23 protein-coding genes and 1 pseudogene are annotated in these 25,850 nt (G+C 60.8%); 17 read left to right on the forward strand and 7 right to left on the reverse strand.

What is annotated here, in order from left to right; translation table 11 throughout:
- Window positions 1-41: 41 nt before the first annotated feature.
- On the forward strand, window positions 42-1,205 hold the full coding sequence (locus U3654_RS06635; RefSeq protein ID WP_324754555.1) for an RsmB/NOP family class I SAM-dependent RNA methyltransferase: 1,164 nt from the start codon (window positions 42-44) through the stop codon (window positions 1,203-1,205).
- Window positions 1,206-1,311: 106 nt separating this feature from the next.
- On the forward strand, window positions 1,312-3,609 hold the full coding sequence (locus tag U3654_RS06640) for an ATP-binding protein (RefSeq protein WP_416384564.1): 2,298 nt from the start codon (window positions 1,312-1,314) through the stop codon (window positions 3,607-3,609).
- An 8-nt stretch (window positions 3,610-3,617) separates the two neighbouring features.
- On the opposite strand, the pseudogene U3654_RS06645 reads toward U3654_RS06640, so the two are convergent.
- Both U3654_RS06645 and U3654_RS06650 read right to left on the reverse strand, forming a co-directional pair.
- A pseudogene (locus tag U3654_RS06645) lies at window positions 3,618-4,119 on the reverse strand (transposase); the annotation flags it as partial.
- Window positions 4,120-4,434: 315 nt separating this feature from the next.
- A complete protein-coding gene (locus U3654_RS06650) occupies window positions 4,435-5,073 on the reverse strand; it encodes a gamma-glutamyl kinase (protein WP_324754556.1) in 639 nt (212 codons plus the stop codon).
- Window positions 5,074-5,265: 192 nt separating this feature from the next.
- On the opposite strand from U3654_RS06650, the gene recA reads away from it, so the two are divergent.
- The 5 genes from recA (at window position 5,266) to U3654_RS06675 (ending at window position 10,550) form a co-directional block, all read left to right on the forward strand.
- Window positions 5,266-6,351, forward strand: a complete 1,086-nt coding sequence (recA, locus tag U3654_RS06655; protein ID WP_324754557.1) for a recombinase RecA — start codon at window positions 5,266-5,268, stop codon at window positions 6,349-6,351.
- Window positions 6,352-6,498: 147 nt separating this feature from the next.
- Window positions 6,499-9,162, forward strand: coding sequence for an alanine--tRNA ligase (gene alaS, locus U3654_RS06660; RefSeq protein ID WP_324754558.1), 2,664 nt, complete (start codon window positions 6,499-6,501; stop codon window positions 9,160-9,162).
- Between the two features lie 3 nt (window positions 9,163-9,165).
- The gene (locus U3654_RS06665) at window positions 9,166-9,453 is read left to right on the forward strand and encodes a DUF1330 domain-containing protein (RefSeq protein ID WP_324754559.1); all 288 of its coding nucleotides are present in this window, start codon (window positions 9,166-9,168) and stop codon (window positions 9,451-9,453) included.
- A gap of 386 nt (window positions 9,454-9,839) precedes the next feature.
- Window positions 9,840-10,109 (forward strand): hypothetical protein, encoded by a 270-nt coding sequence (locus tag U3654_RS06670; protein WP_324754560.1) that lies wholly within the window; start codon window positions 9,840-9,842, stop codon window positions 10,107-10,109.
- 162 nt (window positions 10,110-10,271) lie between these two features.
- Entirely contained in the window at window positions 10,272-10,550 is a 279-nt protein-coding gene (locus U3654_RS06675) for a hypothetical protein (RefSeq protein WP_324754561.1), read from the forward strand.
- A 340-nt stretch (window positions 10,551-10,890) separates the two neighbouring features.
- Here the strand turns inward: U3654_RS06675 and typA are convergent, their stop codons facing one another.
- The 3 genes from typA to U3654_RS06690 form a co-directional block, all read right to left on the reverse strand.
- Complete coding sequence (gene typA, locus U3654_RS06680; RefSeq protein WP_324754562.1) at window positions 10,891-12,711, reverse strand: translational GTPase TypA; 1,821 nt, start codon at window positions 12,709-12,711, stop codon at window positions 10,891-10,893.
- A 107-nt stretch (window positions 12,712-12,818) separates the two neighbouring features.
- Entirely contained in the window at window positions 12,819-13,697 is an 879-nt protein-coding gene (locus tag U3654_RS06685; protein ID WP_324754563.1) for a GNAT family N-acetyltransferase, read from the reverse strand.
- Window positions 13,698-13,744: 47 nt separating this feature from the next.
- Window positions 13,745-14,281 (reverse strand): single-stranded DNA-binding protein, encoded by a 537-nt coding sequence (locus tag U3654_RS06690; protein WP_324754564.1) that lies wholly within the window; start codon window positions 14,279-14,281, stop codon window positions 13,745-13,747.
- Window positions 14,282-14,473: 192 nt separating this feature from the next.
- Here U3654_RS06690 and U3654_RS06695 point away from each other — a divergent pair, with 192 nt between their 5' ends.
- Complete coding sequence (locus U3654_RS06695) at window positions 14,474-15,058, forward strand: lytic transglycosylase domain-containing protein (protein WP_324754565.1); 585 nt, start codon at window positions 14,474-14,476, stop codon at window positions 15,056-15,058.
- A 7-nt stretch (window positions 15,059-15,065) separates the two neighbouring features.
- Here U3654_RS06695 and U3654_RS06700 read toward each other — a convergent pair whose 3' ends face one another.
- Window positions 15,066-15,854, reverse strand: coding sequence for an AraC family transcriptional regulator (locus U3654_RS06700; RefSeq protein WP_324754566.1), 789 nt, complete (start codon window positions 15,852-15,854; stop codon window positions 15,066-15,068).
- 93 nt (window positions 15,855-15,947) lie between these two features.
- Complete coding sequence (gene miaA / locus U3654_RS06705; protein WP_324754567.1) at window positions 15,948-16,823, reverse strand: tRNA (adenosine(37)-N6)-dimethylallyltransferase MiaA; 876 nt, start codon at window positions 16,821-16,823, stop codon at window positions 15,948-15,950.
- A 158-nt stretch (window positions 16,824-16,981) separates the two neighbouring features.
- Between miaA and pyrH the strand changes: the two genes are divergently transcribed.
- From pyrH to U3654_RS06750, 9 genes are all read left to right on the forward strand, one after another.
- A complete protein-coding gene (gene pyrH, locus U3654_RS06710) occupies window positions 16,982-17,713 on the forward strand; it encodes a UMP kinase (RefSeq protein WP_324754568.1) in 732 nt (243 codons plus the stop codon).
- A 30-nt stretch (window positions 17,714-17,743) separates the two neighbouring features.
- Entirely contained in the window at window positions 17,744-18,310 is a 567-nt protein-coding gene (gene frr / locus U3654_RS06715; RefSeq protein WP_324754569.1) for a ribosome recycling factor, read from the forward strand.
- A complete protein-coding gene (gene uppS / locus U3654_RS06720) occupies window positions 18,310-19,071 on the forward strand; it encodes a polyprenyl diphosphate synthase (RefSeq protein WP_416384565.1) in 762 nt (253 codons plus the stop codon). Before frr ends, uppS begins: the two co-directional genes overlap by 1 nt.
- Window positions 19,068-19,850, forward strand: coding sequence for a phosphatidate cytidylyltransferase (locus tag U3654_RS06725; RefSeq protein WP_324754570.1), 783 nt, complete (start codon window positions 19,068-19,070; stop codon window positions 19,848-19,850). Before uppS ends, U3654_RS06725 begins: the two co-directional genes overlap by 4 nt.
- Complete coding sequence (gene dxr, locus U3654_RS06730; RefSeq protein WP_324754571.1) at window positions 19,847-21,001, forward strand: 1-deoxy-D-xylulose-5-phosphate reductoisomerase; 1,155 nt, start codon at window positions 19,847-19,849, stop codon at window positions 20,999-21,001. The genes U3654_RS06725 and dxr overlap by 4 nt, the downstream gene beginning before the upstream one ends.
- 47 nt (window positions 21,002-21,048) lie before the next feature.
- Window positions 21,049-22,395 (forward strand): RIP metalloprotease RseP, encoded by a 1,347-nt coding sequence (rseP, locus tag U3654_RS06735; protein ID WP_324754572.1) that lies wholly within the window; start codon window positions 21,049-21,051, stop codon window positions 22,393-22,395.
- Window positions 22,396-22,581: 186 nt separating this feature from the next.
- The gene (locus U3654_RS06740; RefSeq protein WP_324754573.1) at window positions 22,582-22,707 is read left to right on the forward strand and encodes a hypothetical protein; all 126 of its coding nucleotides are present in this window, start codon (window positions 22,582-22,584) and stop codon (window positions 22,705-22,707) included.
- Between the two features lie 135 nt (window positions 22,708-22,842).
- Window positions 22,843-25,200 carry an outer membrane protein assembly factor BamA gene (bamA, locus tag U3654_RS06745; protein ID WP_324754574.1) on the forward strand — a complete coding sequence of 786 codons (2,358 nt, stop codon included), beginning with the start codon at window positions 22,843-22,845 and terminating at the stop codon, window positions 25,198-25,200.
- Entirely contained in the window at window positions 25,200-25,835 is a 636-nt protein-coding gene (locus U3654_RS06750; RefSeq protein WP_324754575.1) for an OmpH family outer membrane protein, read from the forward strand. The genes bamA and U3654_RS06750 overlap by 1 nt, the downstream gene beginning before the upstream one ends.
- Window positions 25,836-25,850 lie beyond the last annotated feature (15 nt).

Here is a 25,850-nt window from a genome sequence, read left to right on the forward strand (position 1 = left end):
ATGATGAGTACTATTCTTAACGTCGAAAACGGGGCGCCGTCTTGACGCCCGGCGCCCGCGTTCAGGCTGCGATAGAGCTGTTGGATCGCATCGCGGATGGCGAACCGGCTGAAAAGGCGCTGACATCCTGGGCACGTCGCTCTCGCTTTGCGGGATCGGGCGACCGGGCAGCGGTGCGCGATCACGTCTTTCAGGCGTTACGCTGCTGGCGATCTTATGCATGCATTGGTGGCGCGCAGACCGGGCGGGGGCGCATGATCGGCGCACTGCGCGCCGCTGGCGCGGACCCGGCAACTGTCTTTACCGGGGTCGGTCATGCACCCGAGACCTTGACCGACGCCGAAATTGCAGCGGGTACGCCGCCGACAGGGGCCGCTGCCTGCGATTTACCGGACTGGCTGATGGAGGAATTCCGGGCCTCTCTCGGCGATAAAGGCGAGGCGGCGGGGATGGCTCTGCGCCAACGCGCACCGGTCATGTTACGCGCCGATTTGCGCCGAAATAGTCGCCAAGACGCGGTATATGCACTGGCCGAATATGGCGTCAAGGGTACCGCCCATCCCATTGCAAAAACTGCGATTTGCGTCACCGAAGGTGCGCGGAAACTGGTCCGCAGCCGCGCCTATCTGGAAGGTTTGGTCGAACTTCAGGACGGTTCGGGCCAGGCCGCGATGGAGCGGATAGATCTGTCGGGCGTGACCAGTGTCCTCGACTACTGCGCTGGTGGAGGAGGCAAGTCGCTCGCTCTTGCCGCACGTACAGACGCCCGTATTTTTGCCCATGATATCGATCCCGCTCGGATGCAGGATCTGCCGGATCGCGCCGCCCGCTGTGGCGTAGAGATAACTCAGATTGCAACATCATCTTTGACCCGTAACGCCCCGTTCGATATCGTTTTATGCGATGCCCCTTGCTCCGGGAGCGGCACGTGGCGGCGCACACCCGAGGCGAAATGGCGTTTGACGCCCGAGCGCCTGACTGATCTGACGCAAATTCAATCGCAGATATTGCAAGATGCTGCCGCGCTCGTTGCGCCGGGAGGGCGGCTGGTCTATGCGACGTGCTCGTTGCTGGTGGCCGAGAACGAGGCGCGCATCGACAATTTTCTGGACACCGTGCCGGGATGGACGCGCTGTGACATGCACAGGTTTGACGTGTCGGACGGGGGCGACGGCTTCTTTGTGGCTCAGCTGCGCCGGGCCTGATGGAATTGCGCAGGATTGGGCCATTCTTTTTGCCTCGCGTTAAGATGAAATTAATCCGACTGAATAAATACTTGGGGTACCGAGTCATAGAACAGGACCTGTCCGCGTGACCATAACTGACCATGCTTTTGGCCCGATGCAGCGAGCCGCATCACGGATGCGCCCCCATGCGGGCCTCGTCTTCTGTTCGGCCATGCTATTTGCCATTACGGCGTTCCTGATTGATCCGGGGGCAGAGCGCTATGTCGTCATGTTAGTGTCGATGGTGCTCGGATGCGCGTCGCTCTGGATCGTTGCCATGTCGCGGATTGGCGGCTTGTCAGGATCCCACACCGCAAAATCCGTTCGCAACTTCATCGAACATGACGCCGCTGCCGGTATTGTGACCGGCCCGAATGGGGCGGTCATCTATTGCAATGACGCCGCTGAACGAGCGTACACAGCGCGCGCCTTCGACACGCTGGCTGGTGCACTGCAAACATTGATCGCCAATCCCGGCGCCATTCTCTATCGCTTGCAGACCCGCGCCGCTACGCGTGGGTCGGCCTACGAGGATATCGTTACCGGAACTGGCCATGTGCGCCTCTCGGTGCATCAGGCCGGGCAGGACATGCTTTTATGGCGAATCGAGAAGTCGGCCGAGATTGTGGCGCGGCGCAGCGACGCGATTCCACTGCCGATGCTGACCGTGGGGCGCAACAATGCGGTCCTTTTCATGAATGATGCCGCCCGACTGCTGATTGGCGAGCGCGCGCGCACGCTGGACCGAATCTGTCCGAAGTTGCCGCTGAGATCGGGCCAGATGAACGACATCAGCACGCAATCGGGCGTGCAATCCTGCCTTGTTGTCGAGTTGGAGGGGATCGCTGGCCGTCGCGAGGTCTTTGTGATGCCCGGCATCGCAGCAACTGAGCGGCCATCCGATGGATGGACATTTTTCGACGAATTGCCAGTGCCGCTGTTGAAGTTGGCGCGCGGGGGGGCGATCCAGCTTTGCAACAAACCGGCCAGCGATCTTTTGGGGTGTGGCGACTGGTCGGGTAAGCAGATCACTGACCTTCTCGAGGGATTGGGTCGCTCGATTCCTGATTGGCTGGAGGACGCCGCACAGGCACGCGGTACCGTACATTCTGAATTTCTACGTGTACGCCGCGCCGACCAGGAGGTGTTCATCCAGGTCACGCTCAACCGCGCCAGTGAAAATGGCGAGACCGTGCTTATTGCTGTGTTGAACGACGCGACCGAGCTAAAATCGCTTGAGGCGCAGTTTGTCCAGTCGCAAAAAATGCAGGCCATCGGTCAACTGGCTGGCGGAGTTGCGCATGATTTCAACAATTTGCTGACGGCGATCTCGGGCCATTGCGATCTGCTGCTGCTGCGCCATGATCAGGGCGACTCCGACTATGGAGATCTGCTCCAGATCGCGCAGAATTCGAACCGTGCTGCATCGCTCGTCAATCAACTCTTGGCGTATTCCCGCAAGCAAAATTTGCGGCCCGAGGTCATGGACCTGCGCGACGCCATGTCTGATCTCACACATCTACTGAACCGACTCGTCGGCGAGAAAGTCATTCTGTCGCTCAATCACGATCCCTCGCTCTGGTCGATCAGGGCAGACAAGCGCCAGTTCGAGCAGGTGATCATGAACCTTGTCGTGAATGCGCGCGACGCCATGGCCAAGGGTGGAGAGATCCGCATCGAGACCGAAAATGTTACTCTGAGCGAGCCGCTCCAGCGCGACCGCGCCGTCGTGTCGCCAGGCCGTTGGGTTAAGATCAGCGTTACCGACGAAGGAGCAGGCATTCCACTTGATCGCCTCCAGAAGGTGTTCGAGCCGTTCTTCACCACCAAGCGAATTGGTGAAGGAACGGGGCTTGGCCTGTCGACCGCCTATGGCATCGTCAAGCAGACCGGCGGCTTTATCTTCGTCGACAGCGAGCGCGAGATCGGAACCACTTTTTTCTTAATGTTTCCCGCACATGAAAATATCGCCGTATCCAAGAATACGGCTGAGCGACCCGCAATGGATGTCATGCCAGCCGAGGGCATCGTGCTTTTGGTTGAGGACGAAGCGCCGGTACGCGCCTTTGCGTCGCGCGCTTTGCAGATGCGCGGGTTTACTGTGCTTGAAGCAGAATCAGCCGAAGAGGCGCTGGATATCCTTTCGGATCAAAGCGTCAAGGTAGACGTATTCGTCACTGACGTGGTCATGCCAGGCATGGATGGCCCAAGCTGGGTGCAGAAAGCACTGAAGGACCGGCCTGACGCGCGCGTGGTTTTTGTCTCAGGGTATGCGGAGGAGGATTTTGGCGACACTCAGGCCCGGATTCCGAATTCCGTCTTTTTACCCAAGCCATTTTCACTGACTGACTTGACTGAGATCGTGCAAAGACAACTGTTGTGATATTGCGCAACGCCCAGCTTGGTCAGTGTCTGGCGGGCCGACAGATGCGATCCCTCGATCATCCGGATTATCTGGAGCTTCTCCTATACAGCACTCCTCATTCTTGGTCGCCCCATCCATTGCCCGGCAGTTGATTGCAAAGCAATCGATGAGAGGTGGCGCTCATGCTTTTTTTGAGAAGACACAACTCCAGCGTTTGTCCAGCCACTACATCCTTTAGATCACGGGCTTCGCGGCGCAGGTCCTTCACCTCGTCAATCGTCGCGGCGCGGGTTGTGTCACCAGCAAGCTGTCGCTTGCCAGCTTCCACGAAGTCCTTTGACCATTTGAAATTGATACCTTGGTAGATGGCCTCCGACGGCAAAGTTCAGCAATGCTGTCTTCCCCACGCAGACCATCCAAGACGATCCTAATCTTCTCTTCCGACGAATATTGTTTGCAAGCCGCGCGTTTGGTGTCTTTGACGAGCTTTTCGTCAAGGCTTTTGCGTGTTCCAGTTGTCTGTCTCATTTTCCACTCCTCGGTGGTTACAATGAGCCGAGAACACTCTCCTATCAAATTGCCCTATTTGGACCCATGAGTGTTGGCGTCAGACAAATTTGAGACGTGGTTGGCCGCGCCGATCGTTGTGCGAAAGTATCGGGTGATAGAAAATGATATCGCTGGAGACTTACGTGTGTGCTGACTTGCAACTGATGCAGGCAGGGTAGTTTCCGTTTGGTCAAACTTTGGTAGCTGCATTAATGAGCCGTGGCGGGCATCTAAGTAATTGTCCTAATTGGGCGGCGGCACAGGTTTGATGGACGTGATGGCAGACGAGATGGATTAGTCGACCGGAGAGGGGACTTGCTCGGGTCGATAGATGCCCTTCGCGCCGATACTGTTGTATAGGGAAAAGTCGGGCGCATATTTGCGGCGCAAGACAGCTTCGGTTTCGGCGCTTAGAGGCAGCGGTTCGTGGCGTGAGCTGTTCAAACGGTCAGTGCATACGCGGTGTCCCAGGCGCGATTCTAGGTATTGTGTCAGCCCGTCCTGATCCTCATAGCGAAAAAGATGCGTTGCAGCGGTGCCATTGCGCTGCGGCTCCAGGAACTTGGATTGCGAGCCCACGTTGGCATGGCTGGGTTGCTTGCCCTGCACATAACCTTGCACGAAATCGTCGAAACTGAGTCCGGCCGTGCTGGTGGGTTTCCCGTCCAAAAATGGGCGTTGGCGATAGCGAAACCAACTGCCGAGCCAATCAATCGGCTCGCGCATGACGGCGATCACATGGAGATTCTCGCCGACGAATTTCTCCAAAGCGGGCCGAAAGAATCTGTTGTAGCGAAAAATCGGCGCATGTTTCAGCTCGGGAGGATCACTGACGATCATTGACGCATGTGGTGCAAGTGCCGCCTGCCAAGCGGTGGTTCCAGTCTTGGGGACCGACAGGAACACCATTTTATGCTTGGAAAACACTAACATATCTTTCTCCGACCAATGAGGTGCGACACCGCGCCGTCATTAACCGTTCTTCAACACTTATCGTCAAATGTGAAGATACGAACATTTAACTTGAAATGTTCTCCTTTTGTATGCATTTGATTGGGGAACAAGTCGCGAACAAATGCAGCGATTGCCGCTTGGGGCAGGGTGTGGAATAAGGAATTGAATGCAATGGCAACGGCAGATCTTTTGACGATGGACAACAAAAAAAGTGCAGACAAGCAGAAGGCTCTCGACAGCGCACTTGCGCAGATTGAGCGGCAGTTCGGCAAGGGCTCGATCATGAAACTGGGGGGCGAAAATGCCATCCAAGACATCGAGTCGACCTCGACCGGATCGCTTGGGTTGGATATCGCCCTTGGCATCGGGGGCTTGCCCAAGGGACGGGTCGTCGAGATCTATGGCCCTGAAAGTTCGGGCAAGACTACGCTGACGCTGCATTGCGTTGCGGAAGAGCAGAAAAAGGGAGGCGTTTGCGCCTTTGTCGATGCCGAACACGCGCTGGATCCGCAATATGCGCGCAAATTGGGCGTCGATCTGGACGAATTGCTGATCTCGCAGCCTGACACGGGCGAACAAGCGCTGGAAATCGTGGACACATTGGTACGCTCGGGTGCGGTTAGCATGATCGTGATCGACTCGGTCGCTGCACTGACGCCGAAGTCCGAACTCGAAGGCGACATGGGCGACAGCAGTGTCGGCGTGCATGCCCGCCTGATGAGCCAAGCCATGCGCAAGCTGACCGGTTCGATCAGCCGCACGAAATGTACGGTAGTTTTCATCAACCAGATCCGCATGAAGATCGGCGTTATGTTTGGCTCCCCCGAGACGACGACGGGTGGCAACGCGCTGAAATTCTATAGCTCGGTTCGGCTGGACATCCGCCGCATCGGCGCGGTGAAGGACCGTGACGAGATCGTGGGTAACGCGACCCGCGTCAAAGTGGTCAAGAACAAGGTTGCGCCGCCTTTCAAGCAGGTGGAATTCGACATCATGTATGGCGAAGGCATCAGCAAGATGGGCGAGATCCTTGATCTGGGCGTTAAGGCCGGTGTCATCGAAAAATCCGGTAGCTGGTTCAGCTATGGGGATGAGCGGATCGGGCAGGGGCGTGAGAATGCCAAGACCTTCCTTAAGGAAAACAGCAAGTTGGCGATGGAAGTTGAAGACAAGATCCGTGCTGCGCATGGCCTTGATTTCGATATTTCCGGACCTGACGGGGACGATGGTGGTGATGACAACCTGATGGAAGCCTGATCTTTCATTGATATGCAGGACAGGCCCGGTCGCGACGCGCGCACCGGGCCTTTTCTGTGCGACGTTCTTGCGGTGGACAGGCAGGGCGGGGGCGGATAATCAGAACCTCGCCCGACCTGATAGAAAACGCCGCGAAAAGAGGCCCTCATGCCGACGCTGAACGACATCCGCTCGACCTTTCTGAGCTATTTCGACCGCAACGACCACAGGGTTGTGGACAGCTCACCTTTGGTGCCGCGCAACGATCCGACGCTGATGTTTACCAATTCGGGCATGGTCCAGTTCAAGAACCTGTTTACCGGCGTCGAAAAGCGGGACTATGTCCGCGCCACGTCCAGCCAGAAATGTGTGCGCGCGGGTGGCAAGCATAACGATCTCGACAATGTCGGCTATACGGCGCGCCATCACACTTTCTTTGAAATGATGGGCAATTTCAGCTTTGGTGACTACTTCAAGGAGGACGCGATCCGCTTTGCGTGGGAGCTGCTGACGCGCGATTTTGGTATCGACAAGTCCAAGCTGCTGGTCACCGTTTACCATACCGACGACGAGGCCGCCAACATCTGGAAGAAGGTCGCCGGTCTTGGTGACGACCGCATTATCCGCATCGCCACCGACGACAATTTTTGGTCCATGGGCGCGACCGGGCCTTGCGGGCCTTGCTCGGAAATCTTTTATGATCATGGCCCCGAAATCTGGGGTGGCCCTCCGGGTAGCCCTGAGGAGGATGGTGACCGCTTTATCGAGATCTGGAACCTCGTTTTCATGCAGAACGAGCGGTTCGAGGATGGCACACTGCGCGATCTGGACATGCAGTCAATCGACACTGGCATGGGATTAGAGCGGATCGGCGCGCTCTTGCAGGGTAAACACGACAATTACGACACCGACCTGATGCGCGCACTGATCGAGGCCAGCGCGCACGCGACCAGCACTGAAGCGGACGGGCCGGGGAATGTGCATCATCGGGTGATCGCTGATCATCTGCGCTCGACCTCGTTCCTGATGGCCGATGGTGTGATGCCGTCGAACGAGGGGCGCGGTTATGTGCTGCGCCGGATCATGCGGCGCGCGATGCGGCACGCGCATCTGCTGGGTGCCAAGGATCCGGTGATGTATCGGCTGGTGCCGGCGCTGGTCACGCAAATGGGGCAGGCTTTCCCCGAGTTGGGGCGCGCGCAGGGCATGATCGAGGAAATGCTGCGGTTGGAAGAGACGCGGTTCAAGCAGACACTGGACCGGGGGCTTGGGCTGCTGGACGATGCGCTGATGGACCTTGACGAGGGCGCGGACCTACCCGGCGCGACGGCATTCAAACTCTATGACACTTTTGGATTCCCGCTGGACCTGACGCAGGACGCGCTACGCGAAAAGGGGCGGGGCGTTGATACCGCAGGCTTCGATACGGCCATGGCCGAGCAGAAGGCCAAGGCGCGCGCCGCGTGGGCCGGCACCGGCGAGGCCGCCGATCAAGGGGTCTGGTTCGACATCGCCGAGGCCAGCGGCGTCACGGATTTTCTGGGCTACGACACTGAAATCGCCGAGGCGCAGATCGTGGCGCTGGTGCAGGACGGGGCCACTGTGAACAGCGCTGCGGAGGGCGACAGTGTTCAGATCGTGCTGAACCAGACGCCGTTCTATGCGGAATCCGGCGGGCAGGTAGGCGACAGGGGCACATTGCGCTGCGAGGGTGGCGAGGCGCGCATCACGGATACGCGCAAGGTGGCGGGCGTGTTCATCCACTTTGCCGAAGTGACGCGCGGAACACTGGACAAGGGTGCAGCCGCTTTGATGGAGGTCGATCACGCCCGTCGCGCCGCAATCCGCGCGAACCATTCGGCGACGCATCTGCTGCATGAGGCGCTGCGCGAGACGCTGGGCGACCACGTCGCGCAACGCGGCAGCCTCAATGACGCGGGACGCCTGCGTTTTGATTTCAGCCACACCAAGGCGCTGACAGCAGATGAACTGGCGCGCGTCGAGGCTGATGTGAACGCATTCATTCGCCAGAACGCCGCCGTTGAAACGCGGATCATGACGCCCGATGAGGCGCGCGAGTTGGGGGCGCAGGCGCTGTTCGGCGAGAAATACGGCGACGAAGTGCGGGTGGTGTCGATGGGTTATCAGGACGGCTCGGGCAAGGGCACGGATCTGCGCACCTATTCGATCGAACTTTGCGGCGGCACGCATGTGGGTAGCACTGGCGATATCGGCCTATTTGCCTTGCTTGGCGATGTGGCCTCCAGCGCGGGCGTGCGCCGGATTGAGGCGCTGACCGGCGAGGCAGCGCTGAGCCATCTGGGCGGGCATTCGAAGGCGCTGACCGAAATCGCGGGCGCGCTAAAGGTGCGCCCGGACGATGCACAGGCCCGCGTGCGGGCGCTGATGGATGAGCGCCGCGCGCTGGTCAATGAGGTCGCGCAGTTGCGCCGCGAGTTGGCAATGTCAGGTGGGGCCGGGCAGGGTGGCGAGACCGAGATCGAAGAGATTGGCGGCACGCGACTTATCGCCCAGGTGTTGAGCGGCGTGTCCGGCAAGGACCTGCCCGGTCTGATTGACGAGCACAAGGCGCGCATCGGCAGCGGTGCCGTGCTGCTGATCGCCGACACGGGTGGCAAGGTCGCTGTCGCCGCAGGCGTGACCGAGGACAAGACCGGCGCGCTGTCGGCGGTCGATCTGGTGCGCGCTGCCGTGGCCGAATTGGGCGGCAAGGGCGGCGGTGGTCGGCCCGATCTGGCCCAAGGCGGCGGCACCGATATCTCCAAAGCGGACGCTGCGATTGCGGCGGCCCGCACCCTTTTGAAAGGATAAACCATGCCCGCACTCTGGATCGCGCACGTTACCGTCACCGACGAAGAGGCATATGGCCGCTACGCCGCTCTGGCTGGCCCGGCCGTGGCCGCGCATGGCGGGCGCTTTATTGCGCGCGGTGGCCGTTTTGTTCAACTTGAGGGCAAGGAACGACCACGAAATGTTGTTGCGCGCTTTGACAGCGTCGAGGCCGCTGAGGCGTGCTATCACTCGCCGGAATACCAGGAGGCGCTAAGCCACGCGCGCCAAGCGTCCGAGCGCGAACTGCTCATCGTTGAGACGTCCGAATAGTGTCTGAATTCTATCTTAAATGCACATCGCCGCGCGCGTCGCTTGGGTGATATCGCTTGTCGCGTGCACCGTTTGGCGAAACTTTGCAGCCTATTCGATAGCCACTGTGAAGCCTCATAACGAATGATTCGGCGGAAACGCTGTTTCGCGATCCCGACGTGATCGGGCTATTTCTAACTATTGTTTCAAATTGCGAAACAGATTTGAAATTCAAAACTTAAATATAGCAGGCGAAACTATGACGCGATGACCGCTGTTTCTGCTTATTTCGATCGAATTTACCTGATTCAGAGCCACATTGATCTCTTTAACCCGGTTTTGCTGTCGCAGCGCGCGGGTGCCGTTGGGTAACATATCCGTGTGTTCATTAAACATGGAGAAGAAACATGAAGACGATTTTGATGGGGGCGATTGTCGCCATGGCTGCCGCCGCAACTCCGGCTCTGGCTTGGCAAGGTCAAAAAGTCGCGTGCTACGATAAGGTCTGGGTGCCTGCAACCTACCACACCAAGAAGTACCTCGAGTACCCTGCAAAGATGAAGTGGGAGCATGCGAACGGCCAGATGGTCGAAATGCATTATCCAGCTGTCTACATTGAAAAGAAGTCGTTGGCCAAAGCGGGCCATTATGTTCTGCGTAAGGCGGCCTGCCGGTAATCCGTACGCCTGAGGACGCGCGCGCATTGCAGTGCGCGTCCTGCTCTGGCGCGGTGACGCTTTCGCGGGTGCGCCGCCCATCAACTACGACACAGCGTTCCCAATTATGCCGTAATCGACCTGCATGGTGTCCTTTGTATATCCCGCAGTAAGGAGAGCAGAATGCACATTTTTAAATCCGTCGCCGCCGCTGTGTTGATCCTGGCCGCCGGCGTTCCTGCCGCGCAGGCCGATAAGGCCCGCGTGCTGGCTTGCTACAAGGAAGTGACCGTTCCAGCGCGCTACGACGTCAAGAAAGTCCTTCTGAGCGAGCCGTCGCACAAATATGTGCGCCGCGACGGGCTGGTTCTGCTTTTGGAATATCCGGCGATCTACCGCGAGGACAACAGGCTGGTTGAGCCCGAGCACATTGTTTTGCGTGAAGTGGTCTGCAAAAAGTAATACCCGACAAGGGTCGTTTCTTTTCAATCTTTTTCTGTATTGCCTCACTGCCACACGCAGAAAGGGCGGATCGCCTAGATCGGTGCGCGTATAACGCGTTTGCAGACGCTCGCACGAACGTATCGCACCTACCTGACTGATTGCCCCAAATATCTACTACTTATCCGCGGCTCGAGTGTGCAAATCACGGTTTCTCGCTCTTTGTGCGCCATGCTCACGGACGGAGGCGGCGGGGGCTACCTAAAATGCGATGCGCGGCCATGACGGATGGTACGCCAAAGTCATTGCTTTGGGCACCATCGCCATTTCAGAAGAAGTTTGGCCGTTATGCCTCTTACAGTCAGGCGCTTTTTGACGCGCGCTTACGCTCGGTCGGATCCAGATGCCGTTTGCGCAGGCGGATGGCGTTGGGCGTGACCTCGACCAACTCGTCATCGTCGATATAGGCGATGGCCTGTTCCAGACTCATCTCGATGGGTGTCGTCAGGCGCACTGCCTCGTCTGTGCCGGAGGCGCGCACGTTGGTCAGCTTCTTGCCCTTGAGCGGGTTCACCTCGAGATCGTTCTCGCGGCTATGCTCGCCGATGATCATACCGGTATAGATCTTGGCCTGCGGACCGATGAACATGCGGCCGCGATCCTCAAGGTTCCACAGCGCATAGGCGACCGATTCGCCATTCTCCATCGAGATCAGCACGCCAGCCCGGCGCCCCGGAATCGATCCTTTGTGGGGTGCCCAGCTGTGAAAGACGCGGTTCAGCACGCCGGTGCCACGCGTATCGGTCAGGAATTCGCCATGATAGCCGATGAGGCCGCGTGACGGGATGTGCGCGATGATGCGGGTCTTGCCTGCGCCCGCGGCTTTCATCTCGGTCAGTTCGCCTTTGCGGATGCCGGTCAGTTTCTCGATCACGGCGCCGGAATATTCGTCGTCGACGTCAATCGTGACCTCTTCGATCGGCTCCAGCCGTTCGCCATTCGGGCCCTCGCGCATAACGACCTGCGGGCGCGAAATGCTCAGCTCGAATCCCTCGCGGCGCATATTCTCGATCAGTACGCCCATCTGCAATTCGCCACGGCCTGCCACCTCGAAGGCCTCGCCGCCGGGGGTGTCGGAAATCTTGATAGCGACGTTCGATTCGGCCTCTTTCATCAGGCGGTCGCGGATGACGCGGCTTTGCACTTTTTTGCCGTCACGGCCTGCCAGCGGGCTGTCGTTGATACCGAAGGTCACTGTGATCGTGGGCGGGTCGATGGGACGTGCCTCAAGCGGCTCGTCCACGGCAAGCGCGCAGATCGTGTCGGCGACTGTCGCCTTGGACATGCCGGCAAGGCTGACGATATCACCGGCCTGCGCCTCGTCGATGTCTTGGCTGGCGAGGCCACGGAAGGCCTGAATACGGGTGACGCGGAATTGCTCGATCTTCTGGCCGATGCGGCTGAGGGCCTGCACGGTCGCGCCGACCTTCAGCTTGCCCGATTCCACGCGGCCGGTCAGTAGGCGGCCTACAAAGGGATCGGCGCCGAGCGTGGTGGCGAGCATTCGGAAATCCTCACCCTGTCGCTTGATCTGCTTGGGGGCGGGAACGTGATTCACGATCAATTCGAACAGTGCGCTCAGATCCTTGCGGGGGCCGTCCAGCTCGTGATCGGCCCAGCCAGAGCGGCCGGATGCATACATATGCGGGAAATCCAGCTGGTCGTCATCGGCGTCGAGGTTGCTAAAAAGGTCGAAACATTCGTTAAGCGCGCGATCCGGTTCGGCATCAGGCTTGTCGACCTTGTTCAGCACCACGATCGGACGCAGGCCGAGGGCGAGCGCCTTGGACGTCACGAACTTGGTCTGCGGCATCGGGCCTTCGGCGGCGTCGACCAGCAGGACGACGCCATCGACCATGCTAAGGATACGCTCGACCTCGCCACCGAAATCGGCGTGGCCGGGCGTGTCGACGATGTTGATGCGCAGGCCTTTCCACTCGACCGATGTCGGTTTGGCAAAGATGGTGATGCCGCGCTCGCGCTCCAGATCGTTGCTGTCCATCGCGCGCTCGTCCACGGCCTGATTTGCGCGGAAGGCACCAGATTGTTTCAGCAGCTCGTCCACCAGAGTCGTCTTGCCGTGGTCAACGTGGGCGATGATCGCGATATTGCGAAGGTCCATTCGGGTCAATCCTTGGGGTTTTTTCACGCGCCCTATAGGCTGCGCACCCGATTGACCAGAGAAAACAGGCGCGCGGGCGGATATAGACTAGTGTCACGGGCTTCTTGTTACAAGCGTAGCGCTGTTGGACCCAGATCGCGCAGGGCGGCACCGGCACCCATCTTGAACCGGGCGATGCCGGGGGTGCGGGCGCAGTCAACGCGGCCAAGGTCCAACTGCGTGTAGCCCGATTGCGCCAGATGCCCGGCAGCGCGCCACATCAGCAGCGTGTGTGCGTTTAGCGCGCGTCCGCGCTGGCCGGTCCAGCCGATATGATAGGTGGCGGTGGGCGCGTGGAGCAGCATCAGCATAAAGGCTATCGGCGTTCCTGCCTCGCTCGCGGTCAGCATAAGAGTGCTGTCTGATGCTGTTTCGGCCCAGCGTTCGATAAAAACCTGCGGTAGCGCGCCATATCGACGGATCCGCCGTTGCGCCACTTCCTGAGCCAGCAATGGTGCGTCCATGGTCATGTCGAGCGGGCGCGCGGTGACGGTCAGCCCGGCAGCCTCGGCCCGGACCAGCCGATTGCGCCACTTGCCATGCTGCGCGGCGCGGCGGGCATCCTCGCAAGGGGTGAGGTCCAGTTCGCCGATTTGCAGGCCTCTGGCGACGGGCAGTCCGCTGCGCAGCTGGGCTGCATCGCCACCTATTGCCCAGAGCGCGCGCCAAGGCGCTGCGCGGGGCAGGGCGGTCAGGGCGCGGCGCTTCTGATCGGAAGTGACGCTATCACTCCATACCGGCCCGCGCGGCAGCCACGCGATGCGCAGCGGCCCGATCCGGCGCGCGTGGATACGCGCCCGCCCGATCAATGCGCCATCATCGCTTACCTGCGCCACTGCCGTCTCGCAGCCAAAGCTGCGCAGGACAGCGGCGTAGGTACCGCTTTGCTGTAGGGGGGTGCCAGGCAGGTTATCCGCAAGACTGGGGTTGGTAAAGTCGATCTGCATGGGCGCCACTTAGCCGCGCCCATGCCTAATATATCGTTAAGTCTCGATCAGAACGGGATCTCATCGTCGAAGTCGCGTGATGGGGCGCTGCCGCCGCCACCGCCACCGCCACCGCCACCGCCGCCGGACCCGCCACTGGACCCGCCGCCATCGGACGGCCCGCCATAGCCACCGCCGCTATCGCCGCCGGAGTAGTCACCGCCGCCACCGCCACCTCCGCCGCCACCTTCGCTACGCCCGTCGAGCATGGTCAGCGTGCCGTTAAACCCCTGAAGCACCACTTCGGTCGAATAGCGGTCCGCCCCGGACTGGTCCTGCCATTTTCGGGTTTGAAGCTGGCCCTCGATATAGACCTTGGAGCCCTTGCGCAGATATTGCTCGGCGATGCGTACCAGACCTTCGTTGAAGATTGCGACCGAATGCCATTCGGTCTTTTCACGACGCTCGCCAGTGCTTTTGTCCTTCCAGTTTTCTGAGGTGGCGATGCGCAGGTTGCAGACCTTGCCGCCGTTCTGGAACGTGCGGACCTCGGGATCACGTCCCAGATTGCCGATGAGAATAACTTTGTTAACCGACCCGGCCATGCGCGTCCTCCTGATAGGGCTTGGAATTTGACTATGTGTTACATCACCTGAACGGGGTTAATGCCAGCCTAAAATCGACGGGCGGCACCGGTTGGCAATCCGGCGCAAAGTAGCAGTCAGGCGCGAAAGGGTGGAAATTGGCGGCGGAATCGGTTAACCGGATTGGAACGGGGACAGAAAAGAGATTTCAGCATGAAGATATTTCTTGGCACGGCATTCGCATTTTGCGCGCTTGCCCAGATGGGTCACGCCGACGTTCTGTCGACCAAAAGCCGTGGTAACGTCTTTAAATCGCAAACAAGTGTGCTGGATAACCGGGCTGCGTCTCAATATAAGGCGTCTGTGCGGTTGCAGCCGGCCAAGATCAACACCCCGACCAAATGGGGCACGGCCAAGGCCTATACCGGCAGGTATCGCGGCGAGTTTCTAAAGATGGCCAAGGCCGCCGCGCACAAGCATTCGATCCCCGAGGATCTGTTCCTGCGCCTTATCCAGCAAGAAAGCGGTTGGAAGGCGGCGGCGCTGTCGCACAAGGGCGCGATCGGGCTGGCACAACTGATGCCGGGTACGGCCGCTGTTCTGCGCGTCGATCCGCATGACCCCCGCCAAAACCTTGAGGGTGGGGCGCGTTACCTCGCAATGCAGTACCGCGCGTTTGGGTCGTGGCGGCTGGCGCTGGCGGCATATAATGCCGGGCCTGCGGCGGTCGAAAAATACGGTGATGTGCCGCCCTACAAAGAAACCACCAACTACGTGCGCGTGATCTGGGGCAGCTGAGGCTGCGTCATTCCTTGCGTGCCCGCTTGCGCAGCTCGGACGGGCTGAGCCTTGTGTGCTGCGTGATGAAGCGCGAAAAATAAGCGGCGCTGCCGAATCCCAACTGCGCCGCCACATGGCGGATCGCGTCATTGCCATCCTCCAGCATTTCGCGCGCGGCATGCAGCGTGCGCTGCACCAGCAGATCGGCGGCAGTCATCCCGCAGCAGGCCTTGCAGCTGCGCGTAAGATGCGTGGGCGTCACCCCCAGATCGCGGGCGTAGGCGGCCATCGGCTGACCCTGGGCGTGGTTTTGTTCGATCAGCGCGGCGTAGGCCATGACCAGACGCTGCGCGGCTGTGGGGCGCGGCGCAGCTTCCTGACCGATCAGAGCGCGGCGCAGCCAGACGGTTATGAGGATGGCCAGCGCCTGACTGGCCTCATCGGCAAACGGGCGGCCTTGGGCTGATTCGCGGGTCATGGCGTCCAGCAGGGATGTCAGTTCGGCCTGTTGTTGCACCTCGCGGATGCGCAGATGCTCGGGCATATCCGGCATCAGGGCAGGGCCGCCGGGCGCGATCAGGCAGACCTGTCCATAACAGGCGGGGCCGATATCCAGCGAGAATAGCGTGTCGGCGGGAACGGTCAGCGCATTATGCGCGCCCACCCCGCGCCGCAGCCCGCCGACCGTGGCGCGGGCCTGACCGCGCGTCACCCAGATCAACGCATGGCGCGGCTGGCTGTGCGGCAGGCTTAGCCGCCAAGGTGCGCCGTGCGACCATTGCGCCAAGGTCATAAGCTGGGGGGCATCAGTCATCGAGGGCCTCGGTCCATGTCAGTATGGTCCAAGTTTATCGCGCAACGGGCGCGATAGACACGCCAAAATATCGGATATTGGAAATTCGGCGGTTTAGGGCAGTGTTATGCGCTGCCACCCTTTCATTCGCGCGCGAAACCAAGTGCGCTGACGCTTGGCGAATTGTCGCGTGGCTATCGTGGCGGCGTCCAGGGCTTGGCCCCTGTTCAGCTCTCCGCGCAGATGTGCCGCCAGCTCGGGTGCGCCGATGGCCTTGGCGCTGGGATGCTCGGCATGGCCGTGCGCCAGATTTGCGCGCACCTCGTCCAGCGCGCCCGCGTCCATCATCGCATCCAGCCGCGCCGCAATGCGTGCATTCAGCCAGTCGCGATCCGCATCCAGCAGCAATGCGTGACAGCGTGCCAGTGGCAGCAGGGGCGGCGGTGTGGCGCCTTGCCATTTGGCCAGACCTTGGCCCGTGGCGCGCTGCACCTCCCACGCGCGCTGCACGCGCATCGGGTTGCGCAGATCTGTGCGGGTGCGCGTGGCATCGTCCAGCGCGTTGATCATTTGGTCCAGACCGCCGCCGGTGCGCAGCGCGTCGCCTTCAGCCCGCACAGAGGCGGGAATCGGTGGGATTTCGGCCAAACCTTCGGTCAACGCGGTGAAATACAGCCCCGTGCCGCCGACGATGATCGGGCGTGGCGCATCCGTTAGCAGGGGGACCACCTCGCGCAGCCAGTGTCCCACCGAATAGTCGGCATCCTGAGGGATATGACCATATAGCATGTGGGGTACACGTGCCTCATCCTCGGGCGAGGGCCGCGCGGTAAGGATGCGCCATCCGGCGTAAACCTGCATGGAATCGGCATTGATGATCGCCCCGCCGAACCGCTGCGCGATCTCCAGCGCCAGCGCGGATTTCCCTGACGCGGTCGGCCCGGCGATCAGCACAGGCGCGTGCGCAGATATGTCCAGATGCTCCAGCATGGCGTCGCTTCTATCGTGGCAATACGCGGCTGGCGAGGCCTTGCGCGGCGTTTTGCGGCCACCGCCGGACAAGACCGCTCTTTAAGCGATTGAACTATGCCGCCATATGCGACATTTTGCGCGCCAGAGACCTTACCAGACCGCTTAGGAGCCACCCCATGCCGGACAGCGACACCCCCAAGGCGACCTTTCGGCGCGTTATGCTGAAAATCTCGGGGGAGGCGTTGATGGGCGATCAGGCCTATGGCCTGCACCCGCCCACGGTCGAACGCATCGCGCGCGAAGTAAAAGTGGTGCACGACATGGGCGTCGAGATCTGCATGGTGATCGGCGGCGGCAATATATTTCGCGGGCTGCAAGGCAGCGCGCAGGGGATGGAGCGCACGACAGCTGACTACATGGGTATGCTGGCGACCGTCATGAATGCGCTGGCGATGCAGAGTGCACTGGAAGAGTTGGGCGCATTCTGCCGCGTCATCTCCGCCATCCGCATGGACGAAGTGGCCGAGCCATATATCCGTCGCCGCGCCGTGCGCCATCTAGAGAAAAAGCGGATTTGCATCTTTGCCGCGGGTACGGGCAATCCCTACTTCACCACAGATACCGCCGCGACGCTGCGCGCCAATGAAATGGCCTGCGAGGCGATCTTTAAGGGTACCAAGGTGGACGGCGTCTATGACAAGGATCCGATGACCAATCCCGACGCCGTGCGCTATGATCGCATCAGCTATGACGATGTGCTGACCAAGCATCTGAAAGTCATGGATGCCAGCGCCATAGCACTGGCGCGCGACAACAACCTGCCGATCATCGTATTCAGCCTCGACGAGCCGGGAGGATTCAAGGGAATCCTTGCCGGAGAAGGCACCTATACCACTGTTCACGCCTAAAGGCGCGAGACCGCAAAAGGATACATCATCATGGCTGACGATATAGAAATCGACACCGCCGATCTGGAACGGCGCATGGAAGGGGCGATCGCCTCGCTCAGGACCGAATTTGCATCGCTGCGCACCGGCCGCGCCAGCGCCTCGATGCTGGAACCGGTGATGGTCGACGCCTATGGTACGCCCACGCCGATCAATCAGGTAGGCACCGTCAACGTGCCCGAGCCGCGCATGGTCACGATCAACGTCTGGGACAAAAGCCTTGTCAACAAGGTCGAAAAGGCCATTCGCAATAGTGGCCTTGGCATCAATCCGCAGATGAATGGCACGATCATCATGCTACCCATTCCCGAATTGAACGAAGAGCGCCGCCGCGATCTGACCAAGGTCGCCTCGAATTATGCCGAGCACGCCCGCGTCGCCGTGCGCAACGTGCGCCGCGACGGTATGGACCAGATCAAGAAGGCCAAAAACGACGGGGGCATGTCCGAGGACGACCAGAAATTCTGGGAAACCGAGGTGCAGGATTTGACCAATCGCTTTATCACTCGTGTCGACGACACGCTGGAAACCAAACAAGCGGAGATCATGCAAGTCTGATGTTCGGGCGCAAGGGCAAAACCGGCGCCGGGGCGGGCAGACCCACCCCCGAGGTGCATCAGGGCCCGCGCCATGTGGCCGTGATCATGGATGGCAATGGCCGTTGGGCGCAGGCGCGTGGACGTCCGCGCCTTTTCGGCCATCACGCCGGGGCCAAGCGTGTGCGCGAGATCGTCGATGCCTGCCCCGAACTCGGGGTCAAGTATCTGACCGTCTTTGCCTTTTCGACCGAGAACTGGAAGCGCACGCAGACTGAGGTCGCCGGCCTCATGAGCCTCTTTCGCCGCTACATCGCCAAAGAGGCGCGCGCGCTGCTCGACGAGGGTGTGCGCGTGCGTTTCATTGGCGACCGTGTGCGGCTGGATGCCAAGCTGATCGCCCTGATGGACGAACTTGAGGGCATGACGGAACATAACGAGCGTATCCACCTGACCATTGCGCTGAACTACGGTAGCCGCGACGAGGTGAGCCGCGCGATCAAGGATCTGGCACACGATGTCGCTGCGGGCAGGCTTAGCCCCGATGATGTGGATGAAGAAACTTTGACAAGGTACTTGGATACAAGGGTTTTACCAGATCCAGACCTCGTTATTCGCACTTCGGGAGAGGCGCGCGTGTCGAACTTTCTTCTGTGGCAGTCGGCCTATGCGGAATACGAATTCGTCGACACGCTCTGGCCCGACTTTACCAAGGAGATTTTCGCCGGGATCGTGTCGGCCTACGGGGTGCGCGATCGGCGCTACGGAGGGACGCGGGCATGAGCGGCAAGGAACGTTGGGGCGATTTGAATGTTCGCCTGATTTCGGCAGGCGTCATGATTGCGCTCGGAATTGTGCTGCTGTGGCTGGGCGGCGCGGCCTTTATGCTGGCGATCTGGGCCCTCGCCGGGGCCATGGTTTGGGAACTCTCGCGGATGCTGGGCGGGCGCGCTTGGGCGCCGGGCATGGGCGTGATAGCCGCATTGGCGCTGGCGCTGGCATGGGCGCTGCCCGTGTGGCTGGCCGTGCCGGGTTTGATCGCGGTGGCGTGCTTTGGTGCATGGCAGATTTCCGAGCGTCGGGTGCTGTTCGGTGCATACGCTGCGGCCATCCTGCTGGCCTGCCACACGACAATCCTGCTGAGAATTGACGCCGGCACGGCATGGCTGCTGTGGGTCGTCTGCGTCGTCGTGGCGACCGACGTGGCGGGTTACATGGCGGGCCGGGCCCTCGGCGGGCCAAAATTCTGGCCCGCGATTAGCCCCAAAAAGACGTGGAGCGGCACAATCGCAGGCTGGCTGGCGGCGGGTATCGTCGGCATCGCCTTTGGCATCTTCTTGGGCGCAGGGGCAGGGCTGATGGTTCTGTCAGTGCTCTTGTCCATCGCGGGCCAGGCCGGTGACATTTGGGAGAGCTGGATCAAGCGGCGCGTCGGCGTCAAGGACAGCTCGAACCTGATCCCCGGGCATGGCGGTGTGCTGGACCGGTTCGACGCGATGCTGGGCGCGACCCTTTTGACCGGCGGGCTGTGGCTGTTCGGGCTGGTCCCGGGGATTTCATGAGGCGTGTCAGTATTCTGGGTGCGACCGGCTCAATCGGGCAGAACACGCTTGATCTGATCCGCCGGGTTCCGGGCGAATTTCAGGTGGTCGCGCTTAGCGGCGGGCAGAACATCGCGCAATTGGCGGCAGACGCCCGCGAAATGCGCGCCGAACTGGCGGTGACCGCTGATCCGGCGCGACTGGATGATTTGCGCAGCGCCTTGGAGGGTAGCGGCATCCGCGCGGCAGCGGGCGAGGCCGCGTTGATAGAGGCGGCGACATTGCCCGCCGACTGGATCATGTCCGCCATCGTCGGCGTTGCTGGGTTGGCGCCGGGACTGACCGCCTTGCGACAGGGCGGCACGCTGGCGCTGGCAAACAAGGAATCGCTGGTCGCGGCGGGGCCGCTGATGCTGGCCACCGCCGCCGCGCATGGCGCGCGCATCCTGCCGGTGGACAGCGAACATTCGGCAATATTTCAGGCGTTGGTGGGCGAGGACCGCGCGGCGATCGAGCGCGTCGTCATCACCGCCTCGGGCGGCGCGTTCCGGGACCGCCCCCTCAGCGATCTGGAGCACGTCACCGTCGCCGAGGCGTCGCAACACCCCAACTGGGACATGGGTCAACGCATCACCATTGATAGTGCGTCGATGTTTAACAAAGCGCTGGAGGTCATCGAGGCCCACGAATTTTTCGGGCTGAAGCCGGATTGCATCGAGGTGTTGGTGCATCCGCAATCGACCGTTCACGCGCTGGTCGGCTTTGTCGACGGGGCGCTGATGGCGCATGTCGGCCCGCCGGACATGCGCCATGCCATCGGCTATGCGCTGAACTGGCCGGACCGGCGCGCACTGCCGGTGGCGCGGTTGGACCTTGCGGCTATCGGCACGCTCGACTTTGCGCAGCCTGACCCGGCGCGCTACCCCGCGCTGGACCTTGCGCGGCAGGTGATGGCGACCGGCGGGCATTCCGGTGCGGTCTTTAACGCCGCCAAGGAACGCGCGCTGGATCACTTTATCGCAGGTCATATCGGGTTTACCCGCATGAGCGTGCTGGTCGCGCGCACGCTGGACGAAATCGGCGGCGGTGCAGCGGGCGAGATCACGCTTGAAAGCGTGGGCCGCTGGGACCACCTTACACGACAACACATGGACAGCCTCGTCGTCGCCTGAGGGCGCGTTCGGGGCCGGGCCTTGCATCCGACAGAATAGGACATCACTTGGATATTTCCGCGCTCATCCCGCAATTCGGCAGCTTTGTCAGCGTCGCACTCGCCTTTGTCGTCGCCTTGTCGGTGATCGTGGCGATCCACGAATACGGGCACTACATCGTCGGGCGCTGGTCGGGGATCAAGGCTGAGGTATTCTCGCTAGGTTTTGGCCCGGTTCTGTTCTCAAAGGTGGACCGGCACGGCACGCGGTGGCAGTTGGCCGCGCTGCCCTTTGGCGGTTACGTCAAGTTCCTCGGCGATGCGGACGCCGCCAGCGGTAAGGACGCCGCCGCTATGGCCGCAACCCCGCCCGAGCGGCTGCGCCAGACCATGCATGGCGCCCCGCTCTGGGCACGCACGGCGACAGTCGCGGCAGGGCCGATTTTCAATTTTGCGCTGTCGATCCTGATTTTCGCAGGCGTTCTGATGGTGCAAGGCAAGATGGCCGAGCCGTTGCAAATCGGCGCACTGAAACCGCTGCCTGCCGAGGGGATTATGTTGCAGCCCGGCGACACTGTGCTGGACGTCGCGGGCGCGCAGGTGCCCGGATACGAGGATCGCGGATCGTTTGACACGTTTTCTTCTGCGCTGCCGGACGAGCAGTTGATGGAGTATCGCATCCGTCGTAGTGGCACCGAAGAACTGGTGCCGGGGCCGCACCCGCTGCCCCCCATCGTCACGCAGCTGGCGCCGCAATCGGCAGCCTACCGTGCGGGGATGAAGCCGGGCGATGTGATAACGTCAGTCGACGGTGCGCCGATTTCGTCCTTTACCCAACTCAAGGATATCGTCGAGGCATCCAACGGCAGGACGCTGGCTCTGGATGTCTGGCGCGCGGGCGAGATGCTGGCGCTGGACCTCACTCCTCGCCGCATGGACGAGCCGCAAGAAGACGGCGGTTTTGCCACTGCCTGGCGCATCGGCATTGCAGGGGGCTGGGCATTCGAGCCGGGAACCGAGCGTATGGGTCCGCTCGCCGCCCTTGGCACCGGCGTAAGCCAGACCTATGCGGTCGCGGCAGGCTCGCTCTCGGGGCTATATTACATGGTGACGGGCGCGATCAGCAGTTGCAACATGTCCGGCCCCTTGGGAATCGCTCAGGCGTCGGGTGCTATGGCGTCGCAGGGCATTGATGATTTCATCTGGTTCATTGCGGTTCTGTCAACCGCCGTGGGCCTTTTGAACCTGTTCCCGATCCCAGTTTTGGATGGCGGCCATTTGGTGTTTTATGCCTATGAAGCGGCGTTCGGCAAACCGCCCAGCGACGGCGCGCTGCGGGTGATGATGACGATCGGCTTGGTGCTGATCCTCAGCCTGATGCTGTTCGCGCTGTTCAACGATATCTGGTGTCCCTGACTGCAGGTGGTCACCAGATAAGGTTGCGCACCGCTAGGGCGCTTGTTCGCGCCGCACACGGCGAAATAGCCGAATTGCCTTTATTTCGACACATTCAGGTGCCGGGTTGCGCCACAATGGACCGTCATACCACGTGTCAAAGCGCCGCCTGATCGTGGCGCGCTTGTCAACGCGAGGAGCAGACCGATGCAGCACATCACCGGCGGATACAAAGGCTTCGGCCTCTTTATTGACCTCAATTTCGACCGCTTCCTTATGCCCGGCGCGCTGATCGCCGCCCTTTTTGCAGCTGCTTATCTAGGCTCGGTCTGAGCGCAGGCGCGACATCTGCTAGGGGCGAAATTGCAACCTTCGCCGCCCAACTTCACGCGACGCAATTGGCATTTTGACAAGCCTTCCCTGACCAGTTACTGAACTTCGTACTAGGTTCCTTGACTGGGTTGGATCATGAAAATGCCGAATTTCCTGCGCGCGCCGCACCGCTTCACTTTCTTCTCGCGCCGCAGGGGCCCGAACCCGCAAAAAGGCCGATCGGCCATTATTGGCGTATTTTGCACCGCGCTGTTTGCGCTGGTCTTTTCGCTGTCACCGATTGGCGCCGAAGCGCAATCCTACCGCTTTAACAACGTCGCGATCGAGGGCAACCAGCGCATCGAATCCGGCACGATCCTGACCTATGCAGGTATAGCGCGCGGGCAGACGCTGTCGGCGGGTGAGTTGAACGAGGCCTATCAGCGCATTCTGGGCAGTGGCCTGTTCGAGGAGGTGTCGATCAATCCGCGTGGAAACACACTGGAAATCCGCGTAACCGAGTATCCAACGATCTCCAAGATCGCCTTTGAGGGCAACAAGAAGATCAAGGACGAGGACCTCTCGGGCCAGATCGAGAGCGCCCCACGCCAGGTTTTCAACCCCGCCAAGGCCGAGCGTGACGCCGCCACCATCGTCAGCGCCTATTCTGAAAGCGGGCGTAGCGCCGCCCGTGTCAATCCCAAGGTGATCCGCCGCAGCGACAATCGCGTCGATCTGGTGTTCGAAATTTTCGAGGGCAAGAAGATTGAGGTGCAGCGCCTTAGCTTTGTCGGCAACCGCGCCTATTCGGACCGCCGTTTGCGCCGTGTCGTGGACAGCAAGCAGGCAGGCCTGTTCCGCGCTTTGGTTAACCGCGACACTTTCGTTCAGGACCGTATCGAGTTCGACAAGCAGCTGTTGGCCGATTTTTACGCCGCGCGCGGGTATGTCGATTTCCGCGTCACTGGCGTCAATGCGGAACTGGCGCGCGAGCGTGACACATATTTCGTGACCTTCAACATTCAGGAGGGGCAGCAATTCCGCTTTGGTCGCATCACCACAGTCAGCGAACTGACGGGGGTCAACGCCGCCGAGTATCAGGCCGCGCTAAAGGTTAAGCCGGGCCAGATATATTCGCCCACGCAGGTTGAAAACTCGATCGCGCGGATGGAACGTCTGGGCGTGCGCAATGGCGTCGATTTCATGCGGGTCGAGCCGCGTATCACCCGCAACGAGCGCAATCTGACGCTTGACGTCGAATTTGCGCTGGTGCGTGGGCCGCGCATATTTGTCGAGCGCATCGATATCGAGGGTAACACAACCACGCTCGACCGCGTCATTCGCCGCCAGTTCAATACCGCCGAGGGCGACCCGTTCAACCCGCGTGAAATTCGCGAGTCGGCCGAGCGTATTCGCGCACTCGATTTCTTTGAAACCGCCGAGGTCGATGCGCGCGAGGGATCTACCCCCGATCAGGTCATCGTGGACGTGGATGTCGAAGAGAAAAGCACCGGTTCGCTATCCTTCGGCGCGTCTTATTCGACCAACAGCGGCATCGGCTTCTCCGTCGGCTTTACCGAGCGGAACTTCCTCGGACGCGGTCAGCGGCTGGCGGCGCAAATTTCGGCCAGTGCGGATCAGGCGAATTACAACCTCAGCTTCGTTGAGCCTGCGTTCCTGGGTCGCGATGTTGCCTTTGGCCTCGATTTCGGTCTGGTCGAGACGACGGACGACTTCTCATTTTATGACACGACCATCGGGACATTCCGCCCCAGCCTGACATTCCCGGTCAGCGAAAACGGTCGTCTGTCGCTGCTTTATAGCGCCACCTACAAAGACATGAGCAATTACACCGGAGCCAGCGGCATCCTGGCCGCCGAGACAGCGCGCGGCGACGAGTTCGCCAGCGGCGTGGGTTATGCATACACCTACGACACGCGCCGGACTGGCCTTAACCCTAACGCTGGTGTGCTCTTGTCCTTTGGTCAGGATTTCTACGGCCTCGGCGGCGATCAAGAATATGTCAAAACCTCTGCTCGTGCGATTGCCCAGACAAAGGTGCTGAACGAAGAGCTGACGCTGCGCGCCACGCTCGAAGGTGGTGCGCTGAACTTTTGGGGCAGCGACGACAGCCGCGCGGTGGACCGTTATTCCGGCCAGGTCATTCGCGGTTTCGAGCCAAATGGCATCGGTCCAACCGAGGGCGGCGAGCAGCTGGGCGGCAACTATTTTGCCGCGCTCAAGTTCGACGCCGAGTTTCCGCTGGGCCTGCCGGACGAGTATGGCATCACCGGCGGTGCATTCTACGACATTGGCGGCATCTGGGATATTGACACCGCTGGCGCGACCGGCCGGCTGGCCTCGACCGGCTTCAAGGCGCGCCATGCGGTCGGCCTGTCCGTCATATGGCAGTCGCCCTTTGGTCCGCTGCGCTTCAACTTTTCCCATGCGTTGCAAAAAGAGCCGGGCGACAAGACGCAATCGTTTGATCTGTCCATCGCCTCCACCTTCTGATGCGGTGGGGCGGGCCGGGCATTTTGGGGGCCAGCGCGCGACATGCGGCGCTGGCCCTTTTTCTGGCGCTGGGGGGGGTGCATGCCGCAAATGCCCAGGCGCAGGACATCGGCACGATCCAGAGTGAAATCCTGACACTGGACCCCGACCGTCTGTTCGCCGAGACCGAAGTGGGCCAGCGCCTAACCGAGCAGTACCAAAGTGAACGTGATGCCCTGATCGCGAATAATCGCGAGCTAGAGGCCGAATTGCGCGCCGAGGAGCAGGCCCTGACCGACGCGCGCAAGACCATGAGCGCGCCTGAGTTTCGCGCAGAGGCCGACGCTTTCGACGCCAAGGTCCGGTCGATCCGTGCCGAGAACGATCAGAAGGTGCGCGATCTGGAGCGGGGACGTGAGTTGGCTCCGCTGTCGCTGATGCGCATGGCCGAGCCGATTTTGGTACAGGTGATGCGCGATACAGGCGGCAAGATCATTCTCGATAACAGACAGGTGCTGCTGCGCGCCGACGTGATCGACATAACCGATCTGGCCATCGCGCGCGTCGATGCGGAAATCGGCGACGGCTCGGGGCTGGAGTCCGAAGACGTCAACGATACCGGCAGTGGCTTGGAACCGGATGCTGCGGACGAATGATCCGGCCCGCCTTGC

This window comes from Roseovarius sp. Pro17, from assembly GCF_035599575.1.
Classification (GTDB): Bacteria; Pseudomonadota; Alphaproteobacteria; order Rhodobacterales; family Rhodobacteraceae; genus Roseovarius.

Coding starts and splice junctions, on each gene's coding strand:
- U3654_RS06650 (WP_324754556.1), bottom strand. CDS start 5,073: ATGTTAGTGTTTTCCAAGCATAAAATGGTGTTCCTGTCGGTCCCCAAG.
- recA (WP_324754557.1), top strand. CDS start 5,266: ATGGCAACGGCAGATCTTTTGACGATGGACAACAAAAAAAGTGCAGAC.
- alaS (WP_324754558.1), top strand. CDS start 6,499: ATGCCGACGCTGAACGACATCCGCTCGACCTTTCTGAGCTATTTCGAC.
- U3654_RS06665 (WP_324754559.1), top strand. CDS start 9,166: ATGCCCGCACTCTGGATCGCGCACGTTACCGTCACCGACGAAGAGGCA.
- U3654_RS06670 (WP_324754560.1), top strand. CDS start 9,840: ATGAAGACGATTTTGATGGGGGCGATTGTCGCCATGGCTGCCGCCGCA.
- U3654_RS06675 (WP_324754561.1), top strand. CDS start 10,272: ATGCACATTTTTAAATCCGTCGCCGCCGCTGTGTTGATCCTGGCCGCC.
- typA (WP_324754562.1), bottom strand. CDS start 12,711: ATGGACCTTCGCAATATCGCGATCATCGCCCACGTTGACCACGGCAAG.
- U3654_RS06685 (WP_324754563.1), bottom strand. CDS start 13,697: ATGCAGATCGACTTTACCAACCCCAGTCTTGCGGATAACCTGCCTGGC.
- U3654_RS06690 (WP_324754564.1), bottom strand. CDS start 14,281: ATGGCCGGGTCGGTTAACAAAGTTATTCTCATCGGCAATCTGGGACGT.
- U3654_RS06695 (WP_324754565.1), top strand. CDS start 14,474: ATGAAGATATTTCTTGGCACGGCATTCGCATTTTGCGCGCTTGCCCAG.
- U3654_RS06700 (WP_324754566.1), bottom strand. CDS start 15,854: ATGACTGATGCCCCCCAGCTTATGACCTTGGCGCAATGGTCGCACGGC.
- miaA (WP_324754567.1), bottom strand. CDS start 16,823: ATGCTGGAGCATCTGGACATATCTGCGCACGCGCCTGTGCTGATCGCC.
- pyrH (WP_324754568.1), top strand. CDS start 16,982: ATGCCGGACAGCGACACCCCCAAGGCGACCTTTCGGCGCGTTATGCTG.
- frr (WP_324754569.1), top strand. CDS start 17,744: ATGGCTGACGATATAGAAATCGACACCGCCGATCTGGAACGGCGCATG.
- uppS (WP_416384565.1), top strand. CDS start 18,310: ATGTTCGGGCGCAAGGGCAAAACCGGCGCCGGGGCGGGCAGACCCACC.
- U3654_RS06725 (WP_324754570.1), top strand. CDS start 19,068: ATGAGCGGCAAGGAACGTTGGGGCGATTTGAATGTTCGCCTGATTTCG.
- dxr (WP_324754571.1), top strand. CDS start 19,847: ATGAGGCGTGTCAGTATTCTGGGTGCGACCGGCTCAATCGGGCAGAAC.
- U3654_RS06740 (WP_324754573.1), top strand. CDS start 22,582: ATGCAGCACATCACCGGCGGATACAAAGGCTTCGGCCTCTTTATTGAC.
- bamA (WP_324754574.1), top strand. CDS start 22,843: ATGAAAATGCCGAATTTCCTGCGCGCGCCGCACCGCTTCACTTTCTTC.
- U3654_RS06750 (WP_324754575.1), top strand. CDS start 25,200: ATGCGGTGGGGCGGGCCGGGCATTTTGGGGGCCAGCGCGCGACATGCG.